A 19,245-nucleotide genomic window follows, 5' to 3' on the forward strand; every position below is an offset into this window, starting at 1 on the left:
CGGAGGCTGCATGAGAATGGGCGGCGTTTTCCCCCTACGGAAAACGCCGCTTTCCATTTGGTTATCATCCTTTTCCATATTTCTGTAACAAGGCACCGACCCCATGGCCGAGAAAAAAGGCTCCTCCAGCGAAAAAAACCTTTATTGCACCTTCTGCGGCAAGAGCCAGCATGAGGTCAAGAAGCTGATCGCGGGTCCGTCAGTCTTTATCTGCGACGAGTGCATCGATCTCTGCAACGAGATCATCCGCGACGAGCAGCCCAGCACCGAGGCCAAGGACGGCCGAGGCGACCTGCCCACGCCCGCCGAAATCAAGGCCAACCTGGACAACTACGTGATCGGCCAGGACCTGCCCAAGCGCACGCTGGCCGTTGCCGTCTACAACCACTACAAGCGCCTGCGTCACAAGGACAAGGCCGGCAAGGACGAGATTGAGCTGGCCAAGAGCAACATCCTGCTCATCGGTCCCACGGGCTCCGGCAAGACGCTGCTGGCGCAGACGCTGGCGCGCATGCTCAACGTGCCCTTCGTCATGGCCGATGCCACCACGCTGACCGAAGCCGGCTACGTGGGCGAGGACGTCGAGAACATCATCCAGAAGCTGCTGCAAAGCTGCGAGTACGACGTTGAGCGTGCACAGCGCGGCATCGTCTACATCGACGAGATCGACAAGATCTCGCGCAAGTCCGACAACCCCAGCATCACGCGCGACGTGTCGGGCGAGGGCGTGCAGCAGGCCCTGCTCAAGCTCATCGAAGGCACCATGGCCAGCGTTCCTCCGCAAGGCGGCCGCAAGCATCCGAACCAGGACTTCCTGCAGATCGACACGACCAACATCCTGTTCATCTGCGGCGGCGCGTTCGCGGGCCTGGAGAAGGTCATCGAGAACCGCACCGAGGCGTCCGGCATCGGCTTTGGCGCCACGGTCAAGAGCAAGAAGCAGCGCTCCATCTCGGAAGTGTTCCAGGAGATCGAGCCTGAAGACCTGATCAAGTTCGGCATCATCCCCGAGCTGGTCGGCCGCATGCCCGTGGTCACGGCCCTGGCCGAACTGGGCGAAGACGCCCTGGTGCAGATCCTGACCGAGCCCAAGAACGCCCTGGTCAAGCAGTACAGCAAGCTGCTGGCCATGGAGGGCGTGGAGCTGGAGATCCGGCCTGCCGCGCTCAAGGCCATCGCCCGCAAGGCGCTGGCGCGCAAGACGGGTGCCCGTGGCCTGCGCTCCATCCTGGAGCAATCGCTGATCGGCACCATGTACGAGCTGCCCAATGCCGACAATGTCGAAAAGGTAGTGGTGGACGAGTCCACCATCGAAGACGGAAAGGCGCCGCTGCTGGTTTACCGCGAAGCGGCCAAGAAGGCCTGATGCGCCGCCGCCTGCAAAGGTCCGGCAGCGCAAGTCCCTGCGTCCCGAAATCCTTTCGGGCCGCAGGGTTGAAATACACCGGTGTGCGGACCATCTTCCGCTGACAAACCGAGGATTCCCATGTCAGGACATACCCCTTTGCCTTCCACCCCCCTAGACCTGGCGCTGCTGCCGCTGCGTGACGTGGTCGTGTTCCCCCACATGGTGATCCCGCTGTTCGTGGGGCGCGCCAAGAGCATCAAGGCGCTGGAGCTGGCCATGGAGGGCGACCGCCGCATCATGCTGGTGGCCCAGAAGACCGCCTCCAAGGACGAGCCCACGGCTGCTGACATGTTCGATGTCGGCTGCGTCTCCACCATCCTGCAGATGCTCAAGCTGCCCGACGGCACGGTCAAGGTGCTGGTCGAAGGCCAGCAGCGCGCGCTGGTCAAGCAGGTCATGGACGAAGAGACCCACTTCGTGGGCTCCGTCGTGCCCGTGGCGCCCGAGGCCGAAACCCACAAGCCCAGCGAGATCGAGGCTCTGCGCCGCGCCGTGACGCAGCAGTTCGACCAGTACGTCAAGCTCAACAAGAAGATCCCGCCCGAGATCCTCACCTCCATCGCCAGCATCGACGATGCCGGCCGCCTGGCCGACACCATTGCCGCGCACCTGCCGCTCAAGCTTGAGAACAAGCAGGCCGTGCTCGACCTGGTGGACATCAAGGAGCGCCTGGAAAACCTCTTCGAGCAACTGGACCGCGAAGTTGACATCCTCAACGTCGACAAGCGCATCCGTGGCCGCGTCAAGCGCCAGATGGAGAAGAACCAGCGCGACTTCTACCTGAACGAGCAGGTCAAGGCCATCCAGAAGGAACTGGGCGAGGGCGAAGACGGCGCCGACATCGAAGAGATCGAAAAGAAGATCAAGCTGGCCCGCATGCCCGCCGAGGCGCGCAAGAAGGCCGAGGCCGAGCTCAAGAAGCTCAAGCTCATGTCGCCCATGTCAGCCGAAGCCACCGTGGTGCGCAACTACATCGACGTGCTCACGGGCCTGCCCTGGAGCAAGAAGACCAAGATCAAGCACGACCTGGCCAATGCCGAGGACGTGCTCAATGCTGACCACTTCGGCCTCGAAAAGGTCAAGGACCGCATCCTTGAGTATCTTGCTGTGCAGCAGCGCGTGGACAAGGTCAAGGCGCCCATCCTGTGCCTGGTCGGACCTCCGGGCGTGGGCAAGACCTCGCTGGGCCAGTCCATCGCCAAGGCCACGGGCCGCAAGTACGTGCGCATGGCGCTGGGTGGCATGCGTGACGAGGCGGAAATCCGCGGCCACCGCCGCACCTACATCGGCGCCATGCCGGGCAAGGTGCTGCAAAGCCTGGACAAGGTCGGCACGCGCAACCCGCTGTTCCTGCTGGACGAAATCGACAAGCTCGGAATGGACTTCCGTGGCGACCCGTCGAGTGCCTTGCTGGAAGTGCTGGACCCCGAGCAGAACCACACCTTCGGCGATCACTACGTCGAGGTGGACTTCGACCTCAGCGACGTGATGTTCGTGGCGACCTCCAACTCCATGAACATCCCGCCCGCGCTGCTGGACCGCATGGAAGTGATCCGCCTGTCGGGTTACACCGAGGACGAAAAGGTCAACATCGCCATCCGCTACCTGCTGCCCAAGCAACTCACCAACAACGGTGTGAAGGACGGCGAAATGCAGGTCGATGAGTCTGCCATCCGCGACATCGTGCGCTACTACACGCGTGAAGCGGGCGTGCGCTCGCTGGAGCGCGAGCTCTCCAAGATCTGCCGCAAGGTGGTCAAGGGACTGCAGCTCAAGAAGCTGGAGCCCACCGTCGTCGTCAATGCCGACAACCTCACCGACTACCTGGGTGTGCGCAAGTACAGCTACGGCCGAGCCGAGCACAACAACCAGGTCGGCCAGGTCGTGGGCCTGGCATGGACCGAGGTCGGCGGCGATCTGTTGACCATCGAAGCCGCCATCATGCCCGGCAAGGGCGTGATCTCGCGCACCGGCTCCCTGGGCGACGTGATGAAGGAATCCGTGGAAGCCGCCCGCACCGTGGTGCGCAGCCGCTCGCGCATGCTCGGCATCAAGGACGAGGCCTTCGAGAAGAAGGACATCCACGTGCACGTGCCCGATGGCGCCACGCCCAAGGACGGCCCCAGCGCGGGTGCGGCCATGACGACGGCCTTCGTCTCTGCGCTGACCGGTATCCCGGTGCGTGCCGATGTCGCCATGACTGGCGAAATCACGCTGCGCGGTGAGGTCACCGCCATCGGCGGCCTCAAGGAAAAGCTGCTGGCGGCCCTGCGGGGCGGCATCAAGACGGTGCTGATCCCCGAAGAGAACGTCAAGGACCTCCAGGAGATCCCCGACAACGTCAAGAGCGGCCTGGAAATCATCCCCGTCAAGTGGATCGACCAGGTCCTCAAGGTGGCGCTGGAGCGCGTGCCCGAGCCCTTGTCCGAGGAGGAGGCCGCAGCGCCGCCGCCAGCGGAATCCAAGCCTGTGGAGCCAGCCGTCAAGCACTGAAGATGAAAAAATGTAGCGTTTTTCCTGAACCCTCCAAGAACTACGCTACAATTCATCCCATCGCAGCAAACGACGTTGTAGAATGTCAGGCTTCGGTAGAAATGCGGGAATAGCTCAGTTGGTAGAGCGCAACCTTGCCAAGGTTGAGGTCGACGGTTCGAACCCGTTTTCCCGCTCCAGATTTTGAACATGCTTTCGGGTATGTTCGGTTCTGGTGGCGGTTAGCTGCCAGAATGGATGATTCAAGCGGGAATAGCTCAGTTGGTAGAGCGCAACCTTGCCAAGGTTGAGGTCGACGGTTCGAACCCGTTTTCCCGCTCCAGTTTTGGATGTGCCTAGTGCACATCCGATTCAGGTGACGGTTGGTTGCTTGAATTTTTTGCGGGAATAGCTCAGTTGGTAGAGCGCAACCTTGCCAAGGTTGAGGTCGACGGTTCGAACCCGTTTTCCCGCTCCAGTTTTAAAAACTGCAGCAATGCTGCATGTTTGATAGTGATCTTGGCGCGATAGCAAAGCGGTTATGCCCCGGATTGCAAATCCGGTTAGACCAGTTCGACTCTGGTTCGCGCCTCCAAAAATTCATTGCAGACACAGTGTTCAAAAGGCCCCTCGGGGCCTTTTTCTTTTTCTGCATCACGGATCGTTGTTGGTGCTTGGTGCCATGTCTCCGCAGCGGCCTCGACTTGGCTGGCGCATCTTCTTCTCTTCCGATTCAGTGCCGTGGCAGTGCTTCACGCTCTGTGCATCTAGAGCATGACTGCATGCCTGTTTTGGTCATTCATCGCTGATTTGGTGAATTTAATTGTTTCCATTTGTTTTAATAAGCAGTTGTCATTGAAATTTGGCATTGCTTATCCCTTGAGAAATTGCAAGAAATTGCAAATGGGTTGCCATTGCCGGTAGATTGAATTGGGGGGTCGTGGATATGATGCGCGCTTCATTTATCGGGAGGGATTATGAAGATCAAGCTATTGACGGCGATTGTTGCCAGCGGCGTGGTGCTGGCGGGCTGTAAAACCATGGAGTCTGCCGATGTGGGCGGGTTGCTGGATTCGGGCTCCACGGCCATGAAGGCCATGACGCTCACGGATGACGACGTGGTCACGCTGTCCAATGATTCCTGCGCAGCCATGGATGCCCAGAACAAGGTGGCAGATGCAAAGAGCAAGTACACGCTGCGGCTGAACAAGGTGATTGCTGGCATGCCGCAGGCTGTCAATGGGAAGAAGGCTGTCTACAAGGTCTATATGACGCAGGACGTGAATGCCTGGGCCATGGCCAATGGCTGCATCCGTGTCTACAGCGGCCTGATGGATCTGATGAACGATGATGAGCTGCGTGGCGTGATTGGCCATGAAATCGGGCACGTGGCACTGGGTCACAGCAAGAAGCGCATGCAGACGGCCTATGCGGCTTCGGCTGCACGCTCTATTGCGGCCAATAGCGGCAATTCGGCGCTGGCCTCGCTGTCGCGTTCGCAGGCGGGTGATCTGGGTGAGAAGTTCATCAATGCCCAGTTCTCGCAGTCGCAGGAGTCGGCGGCCGATGACTACTCCTTCGATCTGCTCACGGAAAAGAAGATGAGCCGCCAGGGGCTGGTCACATCGTTCCAGAAGCTGGCCAAGCTCAGCGCTGGCAGCGGCGGCAGCTCCATCCTGAGCTCCCATCCGCCGTCTGAACAGCGGGCCAAGCGCATGCAGGATCGCATCGATGGCAAGTAGGCGTCGACGGTGAAGCAGCCTGCCGACGCAAGGTGCAAGGCAGGCTGCGATCTGCCTTGGTGCAGATTTTTTGCGGGCTTCTTCCGAAGCGCCAAAAATCTGCGCTAGAATTCAAGTCTGCTCTGTGAAGCGCACAGCTTTACAGATATGCGGGAATAGCTCAGTTGGTAGAGCGCAACCTTGCCAAGGTTGAGGTCGACGGTTCGAACCCGTTTTCCCGCTCCAATTCAGAAAAAAGGGAAGCGGTAACGCTTCCCTTTTTCGTTGGTGCTGCAGTTGCAGGTGTGAGCAGTTCGCGCTGACCTGTGACGCTGCGGTGCAGGGCCCCGATGGTGAAATTGGTAGACACTGCGGACTTAAAATCCGCCGCTTCCGAACAGGGGCGTGCCGGTTCGATCCCGGCTCGGGGCACCACAACCCAATACGTACTAGGCATTGTTGCTATCTATACGGTAGCGGATTAAAGCAGCCAAGGCGCCTGCTGTTCCGCAAATTCAGGCGTCGTGCCGCAACGTGCATCGACGGTCCTGCCCGCTTGCTGCGCTGCACGGTGTCCATGCGTTGCCAAGACCTTGCCCGTTGGCATAACGTGCGAGAATCCATTCATCAGGCCCCGGGCTGCTTGCCTGGATGGCGCGGCTCGGGCAGACAGTGATGGCGATGCCTGCATGCGTTCCGTTGACATTGATCGTGGCACATGGTGCGGCGTGACAGGTGTGGCCAAACTCATCCCAGACGAGAACATGTCGAATTACAACGCTCCATTTGAAATCCACGTGCACGGCCAAGTGCTGCTGCGCCCCGACACGACCTACGAGCAGTTGCAGGAAGCGCTGGGTCCGCTGTGGAAGTATGCGGGGGCCCGTTCCCTGGCCGATGGCGCTGGCAGCGTCTATGAGGAAGAGCCAGGCATCCAGTTCGATACCAAGGAGCGCCTGCTCCAGGTGTGCTGGACCGTGCGTGGTGACGAGGATTTCCGCCAGTCGCTGGACGACATGTGCATGGGCATCAACGAGCTGGCCGAGCAGGGCGCGGCCATCGAGGTGACCTTCTACGACACCGAGTTCGACGAGGAAGAGGAGTCCGAAGAGGCCGAGTCGCGCGACGACTTCGTCATGCTCTTCGTGGGCCCGACGCCCGCGGCCATCATGCAGGTGCAGCGCGACCTGCTGGTGCAGGACGTGGTCAACCTGATGGAGCGCCATTTCGACGGCTCCGAGCTGGGTGGCGTGGTGCAGGAGATCGACAAGCTGTTCTCCCAGCGCTTCGACGCCCTGGTCAGCTCGCTGGAGATCGGCAAGCCGCCGCGCGGCATGGGCGGATCGGGTTCGGGCCACGGCGGCAACCGCCGCCCCCGCCACCTGCATTGAGCGCAAGGCGCTGCCCCGCGCAGCGTACAGCCATGGCGGCACAGGCCAGCACGCCCAAGTATTCCGGAGCAGTCACCGAGACCGTGCGCCGCCAGCGCGAGCAGCGGCGCGAGGTGGCCGGTGGCGCGCTGCCGCTTCCCTACCTGTCCGCCTACCCGGCCGCGCTGCAGTCACAGGTGCGTGGCTGGCTGGCCGATGACAAGGCCGAGGTCTGGCTGCTGCGCAAGCATCCCGAGGCCCATGCCGTGCGCACGGACAAGAGCCTCTATGACTACGTGGATGGCCTCAAGGGCCGGCACATGCGCAATGCCGGCACGCTGAACAAGGTGGCCTACGACGGCCGCATCCATGTGGTCCACAACGCCCTGGGCCTGCACACGCGCCGCACCGTGGTGCAGGGAAGCCGCCTCAATGCCCGGCATGAGATCCGCATCGGCGCACTGTTCAAGCAGGCGCCCGAGGCTTTCTTGCGCATGATCGTCGTCCACGAGCTGGCCCATCTGCGCGAGCCCGACCACGACAAGGCTTTCTACCAGCTGTGCACCCACATGGAGCCCGACTACCATCAGCTGGAGTTCGAGCTGCGCCTGTACCTGAGCTGGATGGACCACTCGGGCCGGCGCCTGTGGCAGGCGCAGCCCTGATTCAAGCGGCCGCTGGGACGGCGCTGGATTCTCCGACCTGAACGGACGAGCAGCATTGCGCGGGCAGCTCCAGCCAGCGCGATGCGGCCGATTGCAGGGCCTGCAGCGATCCCGTTGTCATCAACTGGACCTGGCCCTCTGCCGCGGGCAAGGGGCCTGATTCGCTGGCCAGGGTGCCCAGTCGGTCCAGTACGCGCCGCGTCTGGCGGGCTACCGGGGCACCTGTGTCGATGAACTGGATGTCCGGCCCCAGCAGCGTGCGCAACTGCTCGCGGGCGAATATGTAGTGGGTGCAGCCCAGCACCAGCGAATCCATCTCGCCCGTCTTCTGTCCGAAGCTGCCCAGGGCATTCACATACTTGGCGCATAGTTGCGCGACCTCGGTGGCCATGGGATCGGCGGGAACGGGTTGCTCCGTGCTTTCCTCGATGGCCTTGGCCAGTCCGTCGCAGGGCTGGACATGGAATTGCACGCGCTGGCCATGGTCGGCCACCAGGCGTGCAAAGCGTGCGCTGCTCACCGTGCCGCGTGTGGCGATCACGCCCACGTGGCCAGTCTGGCTCGACAGCGAAGCGGGCTTGATGGCGGGCTCCACGCCGATCAGGGGCAGTTCGGGCATTTCGGCGCGCAGCATGTCCACGGCCGCTGCCGTGGCTGTGTTGCAGGCGATCACCAGCACCTTTATCTGGTGCTGCTCGCGCAGATGGCGCGCAATGGTGCGCGTGCGCTGCTGAACGAAGGCATCGCCACGCGCATCGCCATAGGGTGCATTGCCGCTGTCGGCCAGGTAGACGAAGCGCTCATGCGGCAGTTCATGGCGCAGCGCCTGCAGGACGCTGAGGCCGCCGATGCCGCTGTCGAAGACGCCGATGGGAGAGGCCGGGGAGGTCATGTGGAGATGCGGATAAAGGCTTTTGGAGGCGGCGCCCAGTATGCCCGCTCGGGCGCGTTCATGCTGCGGCCATGGCTTGCTGCTGCAGCCATTGGGCATGTGTCAGGCGATACAGGCAATGCCTGCGCAGCGCATGGCCTGCCGGCACCTCCGGATGGTCGAAGTCATGGGCGTCGCGCTCCATGCCCAGGCGCTGCATCACGGCCTGCGAACGCAGGTTGGACAGCGCGGTGAACGAGACGATGGACTCCAGATGCAACGCGCCGAAGCCGTGCTCCAGCGCCGCCCGTGCGCCTTCGCTGGCCAGGCCCTGGCCCCAGAAAGGCCGGGCGAGCCGCCAGCCGATTTCCACGCAGGGCGAGAACGGCAAAGACGCGGCGGGAGTATGCAGCCCGATGAAGCCCATGAACTCGCCGCTGGCAAGATGCTCTGCCGCCCAGAAGCCCCAGCCGCGTTCCTCGATCAGTGCCTGGATCCTGTCTGCCATGGCATCGCTTTGTTCACGGCTGAGCAGTGCCGGAAAGTGCTCCATGACCTGTGGGTCGGCATTCAGCGCGGCAAAGGGCTGTCGGTCGCCGGTCCGCCACTGGCGCAGTATCAGGCGCGGTGTCCGCAGGGTTGCTACAGGGGAATGTGTGGTGGTCATGGTTGGAGAGGGCGCTGCAACACCAGCAGATACGCGGCTGCATGGCCGTGGAAGGAGTGGGGGATGAAGCCTGCCTCGCCTGCCAGCTTTTCCACGCTGGTGCGGCGCTGGAAATGCGGGTCGAAGACCAGCTCGGCCACGGCCAGCAGGCCGCCGGGGCGCAGGCTCTGGAACACGTCGGCCAGCGCGGCCTGGCGGTCCGGGATCTCTCCCAGCACGGCGGCCATCACGGCGCGGTCGTGCTGCTCGGCTGCGAGCTGCCCCTGGCCCAGCGCAGCCGCCTGGGTGCGCACATTCTCCAGCCCATGGGCGCGCGCCTTGGCCGCCACCTGTTCGAGCATGGCCGGCTGCAGGTCCACGGCCAGTACCTGTCCCTGCGCGCCGACGGCACGCGCCAATGGCAGGGTGACGCGGCCCGGGCCGCAGCCTGCGTCCAGCACCTTCATGCCCGGCTGGATCTGCAGTTGCCCGACGATGAAGGCGGCCTTGTTGCTGGCCGCGAAGGGGTTGTCAAGCTCGACCATCCAGCGCAGCCAGGACGGGCAGGGCAGGACATGGCGGCGGGAGGACAGGCGCCAGGCCAGGCTGGTCACGGCCAGCAGGGCGATGAGGACGAGCGCGATGGTCATGTTGAATGGGCTGTGTTGCAGGCAGCGGGCAGTCTGTCACAAATGCCCGCACCAATGAAAAGACCGCCCGAAGGCGGTCCCTTTGCGCTTGGTGCCGGCTTCAGGCCGAGGCGATCTCAATGGTCTTGAATTCGCCGGATGCAATGCGCTTTTGCCATTCGGCAGGGCCCGTGATGTGGGCGCTGGTGCCGCCGGCATCCACGGCCACGGTCACGGGCATGTCCACCACGTCGAATTCGTAGATGGCTTCCATGCCCAGGTCCTCGAAGCCCACGACCTTGGCGTTCTTGATGGCCTTGGACACCAGGTAGGCGGCGCCGCCCACGGCCATCAGGTAGGCCGACTTGTGGTTCTTGATGGACTCGATGGCCACCGGGCCGCGCTCGGCCTTGCCGATCATGGCGATCAGGCCGGTCTGCTCCAGCATCATGTCGGTGAACTTGTCCATGCGGGTGGCCGTCGTGGGGCCTGCGGGGCCCACGGCTTCGTCCTTGACCGGGTCCACCGGGCCGACGTAGTAGATCACGCGGTTGGTGAAGTCCACGGGCAGCTTCTCGCCCTTGGCCAGCATGTCCTGGATGCGCTTGTGGGCGGCATCGCGGCCCGTGAGCATCTTGCCGTTGAGCAGCAGGGTGTCGCCGGGCTTCCAGCTGGCCACTTCTTCCTTGGTCAGGGCGTTGAGGTCCACGCGGCGCGACTTGTTGTAGTCAGGCTCCCAGTCGATCTTGGGCCACAGGTCCAGCGAGGGGGCGTCCATGTAGACCGCGCCGGAGCCGTCCATCACGAAGTGCGCGTGGCGCGTGGCCGCGCAGTTGGGGATCATGGCCACGGGCTTGGAGGCCGCGTGCGTGGGGTACATCTTGATCTTGATGTCCAGCACGGTGGCCAGGCCGCCCAGGCCTTGCGCGCCGATGCCCAGGGCGTTGACCTTCTCGTACAGCTCCAGGCGCAGTTCCTCGACCTGGTCGAGCTTTTCTCCGCGCGCGGCCTTGGCCTGCAGCTCGTACATGTCCAGGTCTTCCATCAGGCTTTCCTTGGCCAGCAGTACGGCCTTCTCGGCGGTGCCGCCGATGCCGATGCCCAGCATGCCCGGCGGGCACCAGCCCGCGCCCATGGTCGGAACGGTCTTGAGAACCCAGTCCACCAGGTTGTCGCTGGGGTTCATCATGATCATCTTGGACTTGTTCTCCGAGCCGCCGCCCTTGGCGGCCACGGTCACGTCCAGCTTGTCGCCGGGCACGATCTGCACGTTGATGACGGCAGGCGTGTTGTCCTTGGTGTTCTTGCGCGCGAACAGCGGATCGGCCACGACCGAGGCACGCAGCGTGTTCTCGGGGTGGTTGTAGCCGCGGCGTACGCCTTCGTTGATGGCGTCTTCCAGGCCGCCCGTGAAGCCTTCCCAGCGCACGTCCATGCCCACCTTCAGGAACACGTTGACGATGCCGGTGTCCTGGCAGATCGGGCGGTGGCCGGTGGCCGACATCTTGGAGTTGGTCAGGATCTGGGCCATCGCGTCCTTGGCCGCCGGGCTCTGCTCGCGTTCGTAGGCGCGGGCCAGGTGGGCGATGTAGTCGGCGGGGTGGTAGTAACTGATGTACTGCAGGGCGCCTGCGATCGAATCGATCAGGTCCTGCTGGCGGATCGTGGTGGTCATCGGTGGGGTGTCTTTTTGATCGGGGGAACAGGGGAGGGGAATCCCGGGGGCGATTATCGGCGCTGCAGGGGGAAAAGTGCACGCAATGGGCGCAGTCTTGTACAAGAGTCGAGGGGTTTGCCTGGACAAGCCCGCCTCGGCGACACCTCGGTGGGGGACGGATGCGAGAGGTTCCCATTTACGGAGTTACCATGAGCGGGTTTTTGCCATTGCGGCCCTGCCAGCCAGATATCCCCGAGCCACGTCCTGCGCGGCCCGCCGACCTGCCTCCAGCCAACTGCGCCGCGTTGTTTTCACCAAGGAGTCCATACCAATGACCGCGACCCGCCAGGAAAAAGACACTTTCGGACCCATAGCCGTCCCCGCAGACAAGCTCTGGGGTGCGCAGACGCAGCGTTCGCTGCAGAACTTCGACATCAGCGGAGAGCAGCAGCCGCGCGAGATCATCCACGCGCTGGCCCAGGTCAAGAAGGCCTCGGCCACCGTCAACCACAAGCTGGGCCTGCTGGACGAGAAGAAGACCCAGGCCATCCTGGCCGCCGCCGACGAGGTGATCGCCGGCAAGCACCCGGACGAGTTCCCGCTGGTGGTCTGGCAGACCGGCTCGGGCACGCAGACCAACATGAACGTCAACGAGGTGCTGGCCAACCGCGCCAGCGAAATCCTCGGTGGCGAGCGCGGCGAGTCGCGCCTGGTCCACCCCAATGACGACGTGAACAAGAGCCAGTCGAGCAACGACGTGTTCCCGACGGCCATGCACGTGGCTGCCGTCACGGCCATCGAGCAAAAGCTGCTGCCCGCCATTGCCCTGCTGCGCAATACGCTGCAGGCCAAGAGCGAGGCCTATGCCGACATCGTCAAGATCGGCCGCACCCATCTGCAGGACGCCACGCCGCTGACGCTGGGTCAGGAAATCTCGGGCTGGGTAGCCCAGCTGGCCCATGGCGAAAAGCATGTGCGCGCCGCGCTGCCGCACCTGTACGAGCTGGCGCTGGGCGGCACGGCCGTGGGCACGGGCCTGAATGCGCCCAAGGGCTATGCCGAGGGCGTGGCGGCCGAGCTGTCCCAGCTCACCGGCTACCCGTTCGTGACGGCGCCCAGCAAGTTCGAGGCCCTGGCCTCGTGCGACGGCCTGGTCCACGCCCACGGCGCGCTCAAGACGCTGGCCGCCAGCATGATGAAGATCGCCAACGACGTGCGCTGGCTGGCCTCGGGCCCGCGCAGCGGCCTGGGCGAGATCTCCATCCCCGAGAACGAGCCCGGCTCGTCCATCATGCCCGGCAAGGTCAACCCCACGCAGAGCGAAGCCGTGACCATGCTGGCGGCCCAGGTCTTCGGCAACGACGTGGCCATCAACTTCGGCGGCGCCTCGGGCAACTTCGAGCTGAACGTGTTCCGCCCCATGGTCTCGCACAATTTCCTGCAGAGCGTGCGCCTGCTGGCCGATGGCATGAAGAGCTTCAACGACCACTGCGCCGTGGGCATCGAGCCCAACCGCGAGCGCATCACCGAGCTGGTGCAGCGCTCGCTGATGCTGGTGACGGCGCTGAACCCGCACATCGGCTACGACAAGGCGGCCTACATCGCCAAGAAGGCGCACAAGGAAGGCTCCAGCCTGCGCGAAGCCGCCGTGGCTTCCGGCCACCTGACCGGCGAACAGTTCGACGCCTGGGTGATCCCTGCCAAGATGGTCGGCAATCTGTAAGACCTGCTGATGCAATCAAAAAGGGGAGCCGATCGGCTCCCCTTTTTTTGCTTCATGGCCTGGCTCAGTTGTCCGCCTGCGGGCGGCGCACGGTGCGGAACACGTACTTGAGCGCGTCGCCGATGGTGCTTTCCCAGACCGGCCATTCATGCTTGCCGTTGACGATGCGCAGCTCGGCAGGCTGCTTGTTCCTGCGCAGCTGGGCGTAGAGCTGGGCGGCGTCGGACTCGATCATGAATTCATCGTCGTCGCCCGAATTGATGTACATGGGCACGCTGATCTTGCGGGCGAGAAAGCTGTCCCACAGCACAGGGTAGTTGTAGCTCTTCCAGACCGTGGTGCTGTACTGGCCGCCGGTGTTGGGTTCGGCAAAGACCTTGACCGAGCGTGCCGAGGAATCGGCGGGGGGCTCGGGGTTGTAGATGGCGGGGCTCAGCAGGGCGGCGGCCTGGAATTTCTCGGGGTACTTGAGCACGTAGCGCAGCGCTCCGTAGCCGCCCATGGACAGGCCGCCGATCACGCGGCCATCGCGGCTGGTGAGGGTGCGGTACTTCTTCTCGACATGGGGGACGAGGTCCTGGAAGAAGGCCGTCTCCATGGGCTCCTTGAGGTCCACGTACCAGGTCGTTCCCGCGTCGGGCATGACGATGATGGCGGGCGGAATCTCCCCGTTCTGGATCAGCTGGTCCACCGTGCGCAGCAGATTGCCCTTGACGGGCCAGTCGTTGCGCTGGCCGTCATTGCCGTGCAGCAGGTACATGACGGGGTAGCGCAGCCTGGACTGGGCGTCGTAGCCCGTGGGCAGGTAGACGTTGTAGGTCCAGCTGCGCTGCAGCGTGGCGCTCTTGAACTCGGCGGCCTCGATGGAGCCGGCATGGGCGGCCGGGCCGGCCAGCAGCGCGGCGGCCGCCAGCGTGCCGAAGGCGGCCTGGCGCAGGACGATGGAAAAGGAAAGTTGGCGCATGTTTTTTGTCTCCTGTGGGCCGTGGCGGCTGGCCACGGCTGCGCCAATGTAATCGAGGGCCTGTGCGCCTCGGGCCCGCATGCAGCCGGAGCGTCGCCTGGGGGACTGTGGCCCTCAGCCAGGGCGGCCCTCAGCCGGTCGCCCGCTGCGCGTGGCGCAGCGCGCTGCGAAAGCCCAGTTGCCCCAGCACGCAGGCCACCACCAGGGCCAGCGCTGCCGACAGCGCCGGGTTGCTGCCCAGGCTGGCGCCCAGCGTGCACAGGCCGCCCACGGCCATCTGGGTGCTGCCGTAGACCCCGGCGGCCGAGCCCGTGAGGCGCGGATGCACGCTCAGCGCGCTGGCCAGCGCCGCAGGGCTGGTCAGGCCCGAACCCAGCGCGAACAGCACCATCAGCCCCACCACGATGGCCGGTGTGAGCTGGTTGAACAGGGCCAGCAACAGCAGCATGGCCGCGCTGGCCAGGCTCAGCAGATTGCCGTTGAGCATCAGCCGCTCCAGGGGCCAGTGGCGTATCAACTGGCGGGCCAGCGCATTGCCCACGGCCATGCCGCCCATGAGCAGGCCCAGGTAGATGGCCACCTCATGCTTGGTGGAATGCAGTTGCTCGATGAAGACGAAGGGCGCCGCTGCCAGGAAGGCATAGATGGACGTGGTGGCGCAGCCGCCGCCCACGGCAAAGCCCACGAAGGCAGGAGAGCGCAGCAGGCTGCGGTAGTCGTCACGGATGGTGCCCAGGTGCAGGCGGCCCGTGGGCTGGCCGGTTTCGGGCAGCAGCTTCCAGATGGCGAAGGCCGTCACGCCGCCGACCACGGCCAGCGTGCCGAAGATGGCGCGCCAGCCCAGGGCGTCGTCGATGGCAGAGCCGATGGCCGGCGCGATGCCGGGGCCGATCATCATCATCAGGTTGAGCAGTGCCAGGCTGCCCACGGCGTTCTCGGGCGTGCTCGAATCGCGCGCAATGGCACGGCCCAGGGCCAGGCCCGCGCAGCCGCCCAGCGCCTGGAGCAGCCGCGCGCCGATCAGCCAGGGGGCGGACGGGGCGAGAAAGGCCGCCAGGCTGGCCAGCGCATAGAGGATGAGCCCGGCCAGCAGCATGGGGCGGCGCCCCAGGCTGTCCGACAGCGGGCCATAGATCAGCTGGCCCACGCCCAGGCCCAGGATGTAGACCGTGATGGTCAGCTGCATCTGGCTGGCGCCGGCCTGGAGCTGCCGTGCCGCATCGGGCAGGGCGGGCAGGAACATGTGCATGGCCAGCGTGCCGACGATGGTCACGATCACCAGCAGCCAAAGCGGCGCCTTGCGGCTGGCCGCTGTATGGCCCTGGGCGGGTGGCAGCGAAGAGTGCTCGGCCGCCATCTCAGGCAGCCTGCTCGTCGGGCAGGTCCGTGTCGCAGGCGGGCTCGGCGGCCATGGCCTCCAGCAGGCGCTGCAGCGTGGCATAGGCCGCGCCCAGTTCCTCGGGCGGCACGGCGCCCAGCACCTGGGCGCGCGCCTGCTGCAGCAGGCCCTGCACGGCCTCTACCTGGGCATGGCCGGCTGGCGTGAGCTGGATTTTCCTGACGCGGCGGTCGCTGTCGTCCACGCGCTCTATCCAGCCCTGGGCGGCCAGGCCGTCCACCAGCCGCACGACGGAGGAGCTGTCCAGCGCCAGGGAGTGGGCCAGATCCTTCTGGCGCATGGCCTCGGGCGAGCGCGCCAGGTGCATCAGCGGCATCCACAGTGCCTGGGTCAGTCCCATGGGTGCCAGCAGCCGGTCCAGAGTGCGGCGCCACTGCTTGTTCACCTGCCCCAGCGTGAACATGAAATGCCTTTGCACGGCGGCGGGCTCGGCCTGCGTGAGCGGGAAGGGGGCGGAAGGGGACGACATCGGATGGTATTCAAATAGTTGGCATCCCAATTATCTGTATATCAACGATGTCGTTTGCGGGGCCACCCTGATACATCCGCATGCATCAGGGTCTTGCCCGCGGTGCCGGGGTTGTGTGCCTGGGTTGTAAGCCGGGGCGTGTGCCGGCAGTTACATGCCCAGCGACTTGAGCAGTTCGTCGGTGTCGGTGCTGGCGGCCGGCGCGGGCGCTGCGGCCGGGGCGCTGGCGGCGGTCTGGGCCATGAGCGCATCGGGATCGGGGCGCTCCTGGGGCTCGAAGTCCACGACCTTGATGAACTCGGTGCGGTCCATGGCCAGTTCGAGATAGAAGATGTTGTTGTTGCCCGTGTAGAAGGTCACGCGGCGCGCCTCGGGGGAGTCGAGGTTGGCGTCCACGCTGAGGTTGACCTGCTTGTTCAGGCGGATCATCTTGGGCTGGCTCTGGGTGATGTAGGTCTGAAGCTCGCGCTGGACCTTGCTGGTGAAGTCGCCCACCACCTGGTTCATCAGCTCGCCCATGACGTTGCTGACATCGTCCGAGGTATAGGAGGTGGCCAGGTCGTCCTCGCCCATGCCCATGCTCAGCATGTAGCTGCGGTACAGCTCCATGGCGGCGGCGGCCGAGAAGTTGATGATCACCAGGCCCGAGAAGCCGCCGTCCACTAGGACAAAGCAGCCGATATCGGGCTTGAGGCTGGTCTTGGTGATGCGTTGCACCATGCCCGAATACTGGATCTGGCACTGCGTGGCCACCTGGAGCACGCGCGAGACGGAGTTGCAGAGGCTGATCAGCACGTCTTCCGTGCCATGGACGATGGGATGTTGGGGCTGGTTCATGAGGTCAACGGGACAAAATTGTGAGCGATTATGGGTGCAAGTCCGTTGTTGCGACCATTTGTAACTCCGAAGGCGTATTCTGGATGCCGGATCGGGCAGCCCGCCGGGTCCGCACCTTTGATGCAACGGAGGTTGGACGATGAGAGCGCAGCAGCATCTGACCCGGGTTTCGCTGGACGCACTGCGTCCCACGCAGATGACCATCGGCGCCGCCGAAGTGCAGACCAAGCGCGCCCAGTGGAGCCGCCTCAGGCGCAAGGAGCGCGAAGGCCTTCTGGCCTCGCACTGGTTTCTGGCCGTGCTGGGGCCGCGCGGCCTGCACTACATCGTTGACCACCACCACCTGGGGCTGGCGCTGACGCAGGAGTCCGTGGAGCAGGTCTGGGTCATGCAGCTGGCCGATTTCAGCGAGGCCGATCCGCTGATGTTCTGGCGCCTGATGGAGTTCCACCAATGGGCCCATCCGTATGACGAGCGCGGCCGCCGATGCGACTGGGCCAAGATGCCCGAGCAGCTGGACCGCCTGCGCGACGACCCCTACCGCAGCCTGGCCGGCGCCGTGCGCAAGGCCGGTGGCTATGCCAAGGACACGGCGCCTTTCGTCGAATTCCTCTGGGCCGATTTTTTCCGCACGCGCTTTGCACCCAAGGACCTGCGCAGTGGCAAGAGCGATGTCGCCTTGCCCGATCAGGCCCTGCATGAGGCCCTGGGCCTGGCGCACGGCGCCGAGGCGCGCTACCTGCCGGGCTGGTCCGGCGTCGTCGCTCCGCAATCCTGATGCGTGCGCCTGGCCTGCCTGCCTTGGCCGATTGGGGCGCCGGCCTGTCCATCGCCGGCCTGCTGCTGCCCGAGGCCGTGGCCTATTCCGGCATCGCCGGCCTGCCGCCGCAGGCCGGGGTGATTGCGCTGTTCGCCGGGCTGCTGGCCTATGGCCTGCTGGGGACCAGCCGCTTCGCCATCGTCTCGGCCACATCCTCCTCTGCCGCCGTGCTGCTGGCGGCCACGGCGTCCATGGCCGGCACCTCGCCGCAGCAGCGCATGCTTCTGGGCGTGGGCATCGTGCTGCTGACGGGCCTGTTCTTCGTGGTGGCGGGGCTGGCGCGGCTGGGCGCGGTCTCCAATTTCATTGCCAAGCCCGTGCTGCGCGGCTTTGCGCTGGGGCTGGCGCTGACCATCGTGGTCAAGCAGATCCCGCATGCCGTCGCCTTCCAGCCCGTGCATGGCGATCTGCCGCGCTTTGTCTGGGAGCTGCTGGCCGGCTGGCGGCACTGGAATGGAGCGGGTCTGGCCATGGCCGTTGCGGCGTTGCTGCTGATGCGTGCGCTGGCCCGCTGGCGTGCCCTGCCTGCGGCCTTGCTGGTGATTGCGGCCGGCATTGCGCTGGAAGCGGGCGGCTGGTGCGCGCGCTGGGGCATTGCGGCCGTGGGGCCGATACGGCTGGATTTCTCCAACCCCGGTATTCCCTCGCTGTCGCGTGCCGAATGGCTGCGCCTGGGCGAGCTGGCCTTTGCGATGGCGCTCATCCTCTATGCCGAGTCCTATGGCTCCATCCGTACCTTTGCGCTGCGCCACGGCGACCGCGTCGATGCCAACCGCGACCTGATGGCGCTGGGCGCGGCCAACCTGCTGTCGGGCATGTTCCATGGCATGCCCGTGGGCGCGGGCTACTCCGCCACCTCGGCCAACGAGGTGGCGGGCGCGCAAAGCCGCGCTGCAGGCCTGGTGGCCTGCGCCGTGGTGGGCCTGGCCGTCTGGCTGCTGCTGCCCTGGATAGAGCGTACGCCCGAGCCGCTGCTGGCCGCCATCGTCATCCACGCCGTGGGCCACACGCTGAACCCTGCCGCGCTGCGCCCTTACTTCGCCTGGCGGCGGGATCGGCTGATCGTGGTGTTGGCCTTCTTTGCCGTGCTGGCGCTGGGCGTGCTCGACGGGCTGCTGCTGGCCATTGCGGCCAGCCTGCTCATGCTGCTGCAAACGCTGTCGCGCTCGCATGTGAGTTGGCTGGGCAGGCTGGGGGACACGCATGACTTTGTCGATGCCGCACGCCACCCCGACGCGGTGGTGCCGGCCGGCCTGCTGATCGCGCGGCCCGAGGCGCCGCTGTTCTTCGGCAATGCCGACCCGGTGTTTGCGGCCATCCGGGAGCGGCTGCAATCCCTGCCTTCGCCCCGCGGCGTGGTGCTGAGCCTGGAAGATTCGGCCGATCTGGATGCCACCAGTGTCGAGGCGCTGTGCGACTTCGCGGCCCAGTTGCGGCAACTGGGCGTGCCGCTGGCCCTGGCCCGCGTCAAGGACCCCGTGCGCGACCTGCTGGCGCGCGTGGGCAATCCGGCCTTGCCGCGCGCCAGCTATGCGGGCTGGAGCGTGGACGACGCCGTGCGCCAGTTGCAGATCCCCGCGTGATCCCCGCCCCG

General features: G+C 65.0%; 16 protein-coding genes and 6 tRNA genes. 14 read left to right on the top strand and 8 right to left on the bottom strand.

Going from position 1 to position 19,245, the window contains the following annotated elements; genetic code table 11:
- Positions 1–103 precede the first annotated feature (103 nt).
- The 11 genes from clpX to ACUTR7_RS08425 all read left to right on the top strand — a co-directional run bounded on the left by clpX (position 104) and on the right by ACUTR7_RS08425 (position 7,636).
- Complete coding sequence (gene clpX, locus ACUTR7_RS08375) at positions 104–1,366, top strand: ATP-dependent Clp protease ATP-binding subunit ClpX (protein ID WP_012204530.1); 1,263 nt, start codon at positions 104–106, stop codon at positions 1,364–1,366.
- A gap of 120 nt (positions 1,367–1,486) precedes the next feature.
- Positions 1,487–3,901, top strand: a complete 2,415-nt coding sequence (gene lon, locus ACUTR7_RS08380) for an endopeptidase La (protein WP_012204531.1) — start codon at positions 1,487–1,489, stop codon at positions 3,899–3,901.
- A 103-nt stretch (positions 3,902–4,004) separates the two neighbouring features.
- Positions 4,005–4,080 (top strand) — tRNA-Gly (locus ACUTR7_RS08385).
- A 67-nt stretch (positions 4,081–4,147) separates the two neighbouring features.
- Positions 4,148–4,223, top strand: a tRNA-Gly gene (locus ACUTR7_RS08390).
- A 59-nt stretch (positions 4,224–4,282) separates the two neighbouring features.
- A tRNA-Gly gene (locus tag ACUTR7_RS08395) sits at positions 4,283–4,358 on the top strand.
- A 43-nt stretch (positions 4,359–4,401) separates the two neighbouring features.
- Positions 4,402–4,475, top strand: a tRNA-Cys gene (locus ACUTR7_RS08400).
- Between the two features lie 382 nt (positions 4,476–4,857).
- On the top strand, positions 4,858–5,622 hold the full coding sequence (locus ACUTR7_RS08405) for a M48 family metalloprotease (protein ID WP_043824220.1): 765 nt from the start codon (positions 4,858–4,860) through the stop codon (positions 5,620–5,622).
- A gap of 149 nt (positions 5,623–5,771) precedes the next feature.
- Positions 5,772–5,847 (top strand) — tRNA-Gly (locus tag ACUTR7_RS08410).
- A 98-nt stretch (positions 5,848–5,945) separates the two neighbouring features.
- Positions 5,946–6,036 (top strand) — tRNA-Leu (locus tag ACUTR7_RS08415).
- A 329-nt stretch (positions 6,037–6,365) separates the two neighbouring features.
- Complete coding sequence (locus tag ACUTR7_RS08420; protein ID WP_013803265.1) at positions 6,366–6,992, top strand: DUF6806 family protein; 627 nt, start codon at positions 6,366–6,368, stop codon at positions 6,990–6,992.
- Positions 6,993–7,024: 32 nt separating this feature from the next.
- A complete protein-coding gene (locus ACUTR7_RS08425; protein ID WP_088165324.1) occupies positions 7,025–7,636 on the top strand; it encodes a M48 metallopeptidase family protein in 612 nt (203 codons plus the stop codon).
- A gap of 1 nt (position 7,637) precedes the next feature.
- Here the strand turns inward: ACUTR7_RS08425 and murI are convergent, their stop codons facing one another.
- From murI to ACUTR7_RS08445, 4 genes are all read right to left on the bottom strand, one after another.
- Complete coding sequence (gene murI, locus ACUTR7_RS08430; protein WP_088165323.1) at positions 7,638–8,528, bottom strand: glutamate racemase; 891 nt, start codon at positions 8,526–8,528, stop codon at positions 7,638–7,640.
- A 58-nt stretch (positions 8,529–8,586) separates the two neighbouring features.
- A complete protein-coding gene (locus tag ACUTR7_RS08435; protein WP_088165322.1) occupies positions 8,587–9,174 on the bottom strand; it encodes a GNAT family N-acetyltransferase in 588 nt (195 codons plus the stop codon).
- The gene (locus tag ACUTR7_RS08440; RefSeq protein ID WP_445608588.1) at positions 9,171–9,803 is read right to left on the bottom strand and encodes a class I SAM-dependent methyltransferase; all 633 of its coding nucleotides are present in this window, start codon (positions 9,801–9,803) and stop codon (positions 9,171–9,173) included. The genes ACUTR7_RS08435 and ACUTR7_RS08440 overlap by 4 nt, the downstream gene beginning before the upstream one ends.
- Positions 9,804–9,903: 100 nt before the next feature.
- Positions 9,904–11,457, bottom strand: a complete 1,554-nt coding sequence (locus tag ACUTR7_RS08445) for a fumarate hydratase (protein ID WP_034391754.1) — start codon at positions 11,455–11,457, stop codon at positions 9,904–9,906.
- Between the two features lie 313 nt (positions 11,458–11,770).
- Here ACUTR7_RS08445 and fumC point away from each other — a divergent pair, with 313 nt between their 5' ends.
- Positions 11,771–13,162 (top strand): class II fumarate hydratase, encoded by a 1,392-nt coding sequence (fumC, locus tag ACUTR7_RS08450; RefSeq protein ID WP_013803259.1) that lies wholly within the window; start codon positions 11,771–11,773, stop codon positions 13,160–13,162.
- Between the two features lie 64 nt (positions 13,163–13,226).
- On the opposite strand, the gene ACUTR7_RS08455 is transcribed toward fumC, so the two are convergent.
- The 4 genes from ACUTR7_RS08455 to ACUTR7_RS08470 all read right to left on the bottom strand — a co-directional run bounded on the left by ACUTR7_RS08455 (position 13,227) and on the right by ACUTR7_RS08470 (position 16,831).
- Positions 13,227–14,126 (bottom strand): alpha/beta hydrolase, encoded by a 900-nt coding sequence (locus tag ACUTR7_RS08455; protein ID WP_088165541.1) that lies wholly within the window; start codon positions 14,124–14,126, stop codon positions 13,227–13,229.
- A gap of 130 nt (positions 14,127–14,256) precedes the next feature.
- The gene (locus ACUTR7_RS08460; protein ID WP_445608589.1) at positions 14,257–15,483 is read right to left on the bottom strand and encodes a multidrug effflux MFS transporter; all 1,227 of its coding nucleotides are present in this window, start codon (positions 15,481–15,483) and stop codon (positions 14,257–14,259) included.
- Position 15,484: 1 nt separating this feature from the next.
- Positions 15,485–15,994 carry a MarR family winged helix-turn-helix transcriptional regulator gene (locus tag ACUTR7_RS08465; protein ID WP_445608590.1) on the bottom strand — a complete coding sequence of 170 codons (510 nt, stop codon included), beginning with the start codon at positions 15,992–15,994 and terminating at the stop codon, positions 15,485–15,487.
- Between the two features lie 150 nt (positions 15,995–16,144).
- A complete protein-coding gene (locus tag ACUTR7_RS08470) occupies positions 16,145–16,831 on the bottom strand; it encodes a DUF3334 family protein (protein ID WP_012204543.1) in 687 nt (228 codons plus the stop codon).
- A gap of 139 nt (positions 16,832–16,970) precedes the next feature.
- Between ACUTR7_RS08470 and ACUTR7_RS08475 the strand changes: the two genes are divergently transcribed.
- On the top strand, positions 16,971–17,609 hold the full coding sequence (locus ACUTR7_RS08475) for a ParB-like protein (protein WP_445608591.1): 639 nt from the start codon (positions 16,971–16,973) through the stop codon (positions 17,607–17,609).
- Positions 17,609–19,234 (top strand): SulP family inorganic anion transporter, encoded by a 1,626-nt coding sequence (locus tag ACUTR7_RS08480; RefSeq protein ID WP_445608592.1) that lies wholly within the window; start codon positions 17,609–17,611, stop codon positions 19,232–19,234. The genes ACUTR7_RS08475 and ACUTR7_RS08480 overlap by 1 nt, the downstream gene beginning before the upstream one ends.
- Positions 19,235–19,245 lie beyond the last annotated feature (11 nt).

The sequence above is a fragment of the Delftia sp. NA_296.1 genome, assembly GCF_052692095.1.

Bases quoted from the DNA above. Each gene is read 5' to 3' on its own strand.
- ACUTR7_RS08440 (WP_445608588.1), bottom strand. From the start codon at position 9,803: ATGACCATCGCGCTCGTCCTCATCGCCCTGCTGGCCGTGACCAGCCTG.
- ACUTR7_RS08455 (WP_088165541.1), bottom strand. From the start codon at position 14,126: ATGCGCCAACTTTCCTTTTCCATCGTCCTGCGCCAGGCCGCCTTCGGC.
- ACUTR7_RS08475 (WP_445608591.1), top strand. From the start codon at position 16,971: ATGAGAGCGCAGCAGCATCTGACCCGGGTTTCGCTGGACGCACTGCGT.
- ACUTR7_RS08460 (WP_445608589.1), bottom strand. From the start codon at position 15,483: ATGGCGGCCGAGCACTCTTCGCTGCCACCCGCCCAGGGCCATACAGCG.
- lon (WP_012204531.1), top strand. From the start codon at position 1,487: ATGTCAGGACATACCCCTTTGCCTTCCACCCCCCTAGACCTGGCGCTG.
- clpX (WP_012204530.1), top strand. From the start codon at position 104: ATGGCCGAGAAAAAAGGCTCCTCCAGCGAAAAAAACCTTTATTGCACC.
- fumC (WP_013803259.1), top strand. From the start codon at position 11,771: ATGACCGCGACCCGCCAGGAAAAAGACACTTTCGGACCCATAGCCGTC.
- ACUTR7_RS08480 (WP_445608592.1), top strand. From the start codon at position 17,609: ATGCGTGCGCCTGGCCTGCCTGCCTTGGCCGATTGGGGCGCCGGCCTG.
- ACUTR7_RS08435 (WP_088165322.1), bottom strand. From the start codon at position 9,174: ATGACCACCACACATTCCCCTGTAGCAACCCTGCGGACACCGCGCCTG.
- ACUTR7_RS08470 (WP_012204543.1), bottom strand. From the start codon at position 16,831: ATGAACCAGCCCCAACATCCCATCGTCCATGGCACGGAAGACGTGCTG.
- ACUTR7_RS08425 (WP_088165324.1), top strand. From the start codon at position 7,025: ATGGCGGCACAGGCCAGCACGCCCAAGTATTCCGGAGCAGTCACCGAG.
- ACUTR7_RS08420 (WP_013803265.1), top strand. From the start codon at position 6,366: ATGTCGAATTACAACGCTCCATTTGAAATCCACGTGCACGGCCAAGTG.
- murI (WP_088165323.1), bottom strand. From the start codon at position 8,528: ATGACCTCCCCGGCCTCTCCCATCGGCGTCTTCGACAGCGGCATCGGC.
- ACUTR7_RS08465 (WP_445608590.1), bottom strand. From the start codon at position 15,994: ATGTCGTCCCCTTCCGCCCCCTTCCCGCTCACGCAGGCCGAGCCCGCC.
- ACUTR7_RS08445 (WP_034391754.1), bottom strand. From the start codon at position 11,457: ATGACCACCACGATCCGCCAGCAGGACCTGATCGATTCGATCGCAGGC.
- ACUTR7_RS08405 (WP_043824220.1), top strand. From the start codon at position 4,858: ATGAAGATCAAGCTATTGACGGCGATTGTTGCCAGCGGCGTGGTGCTG.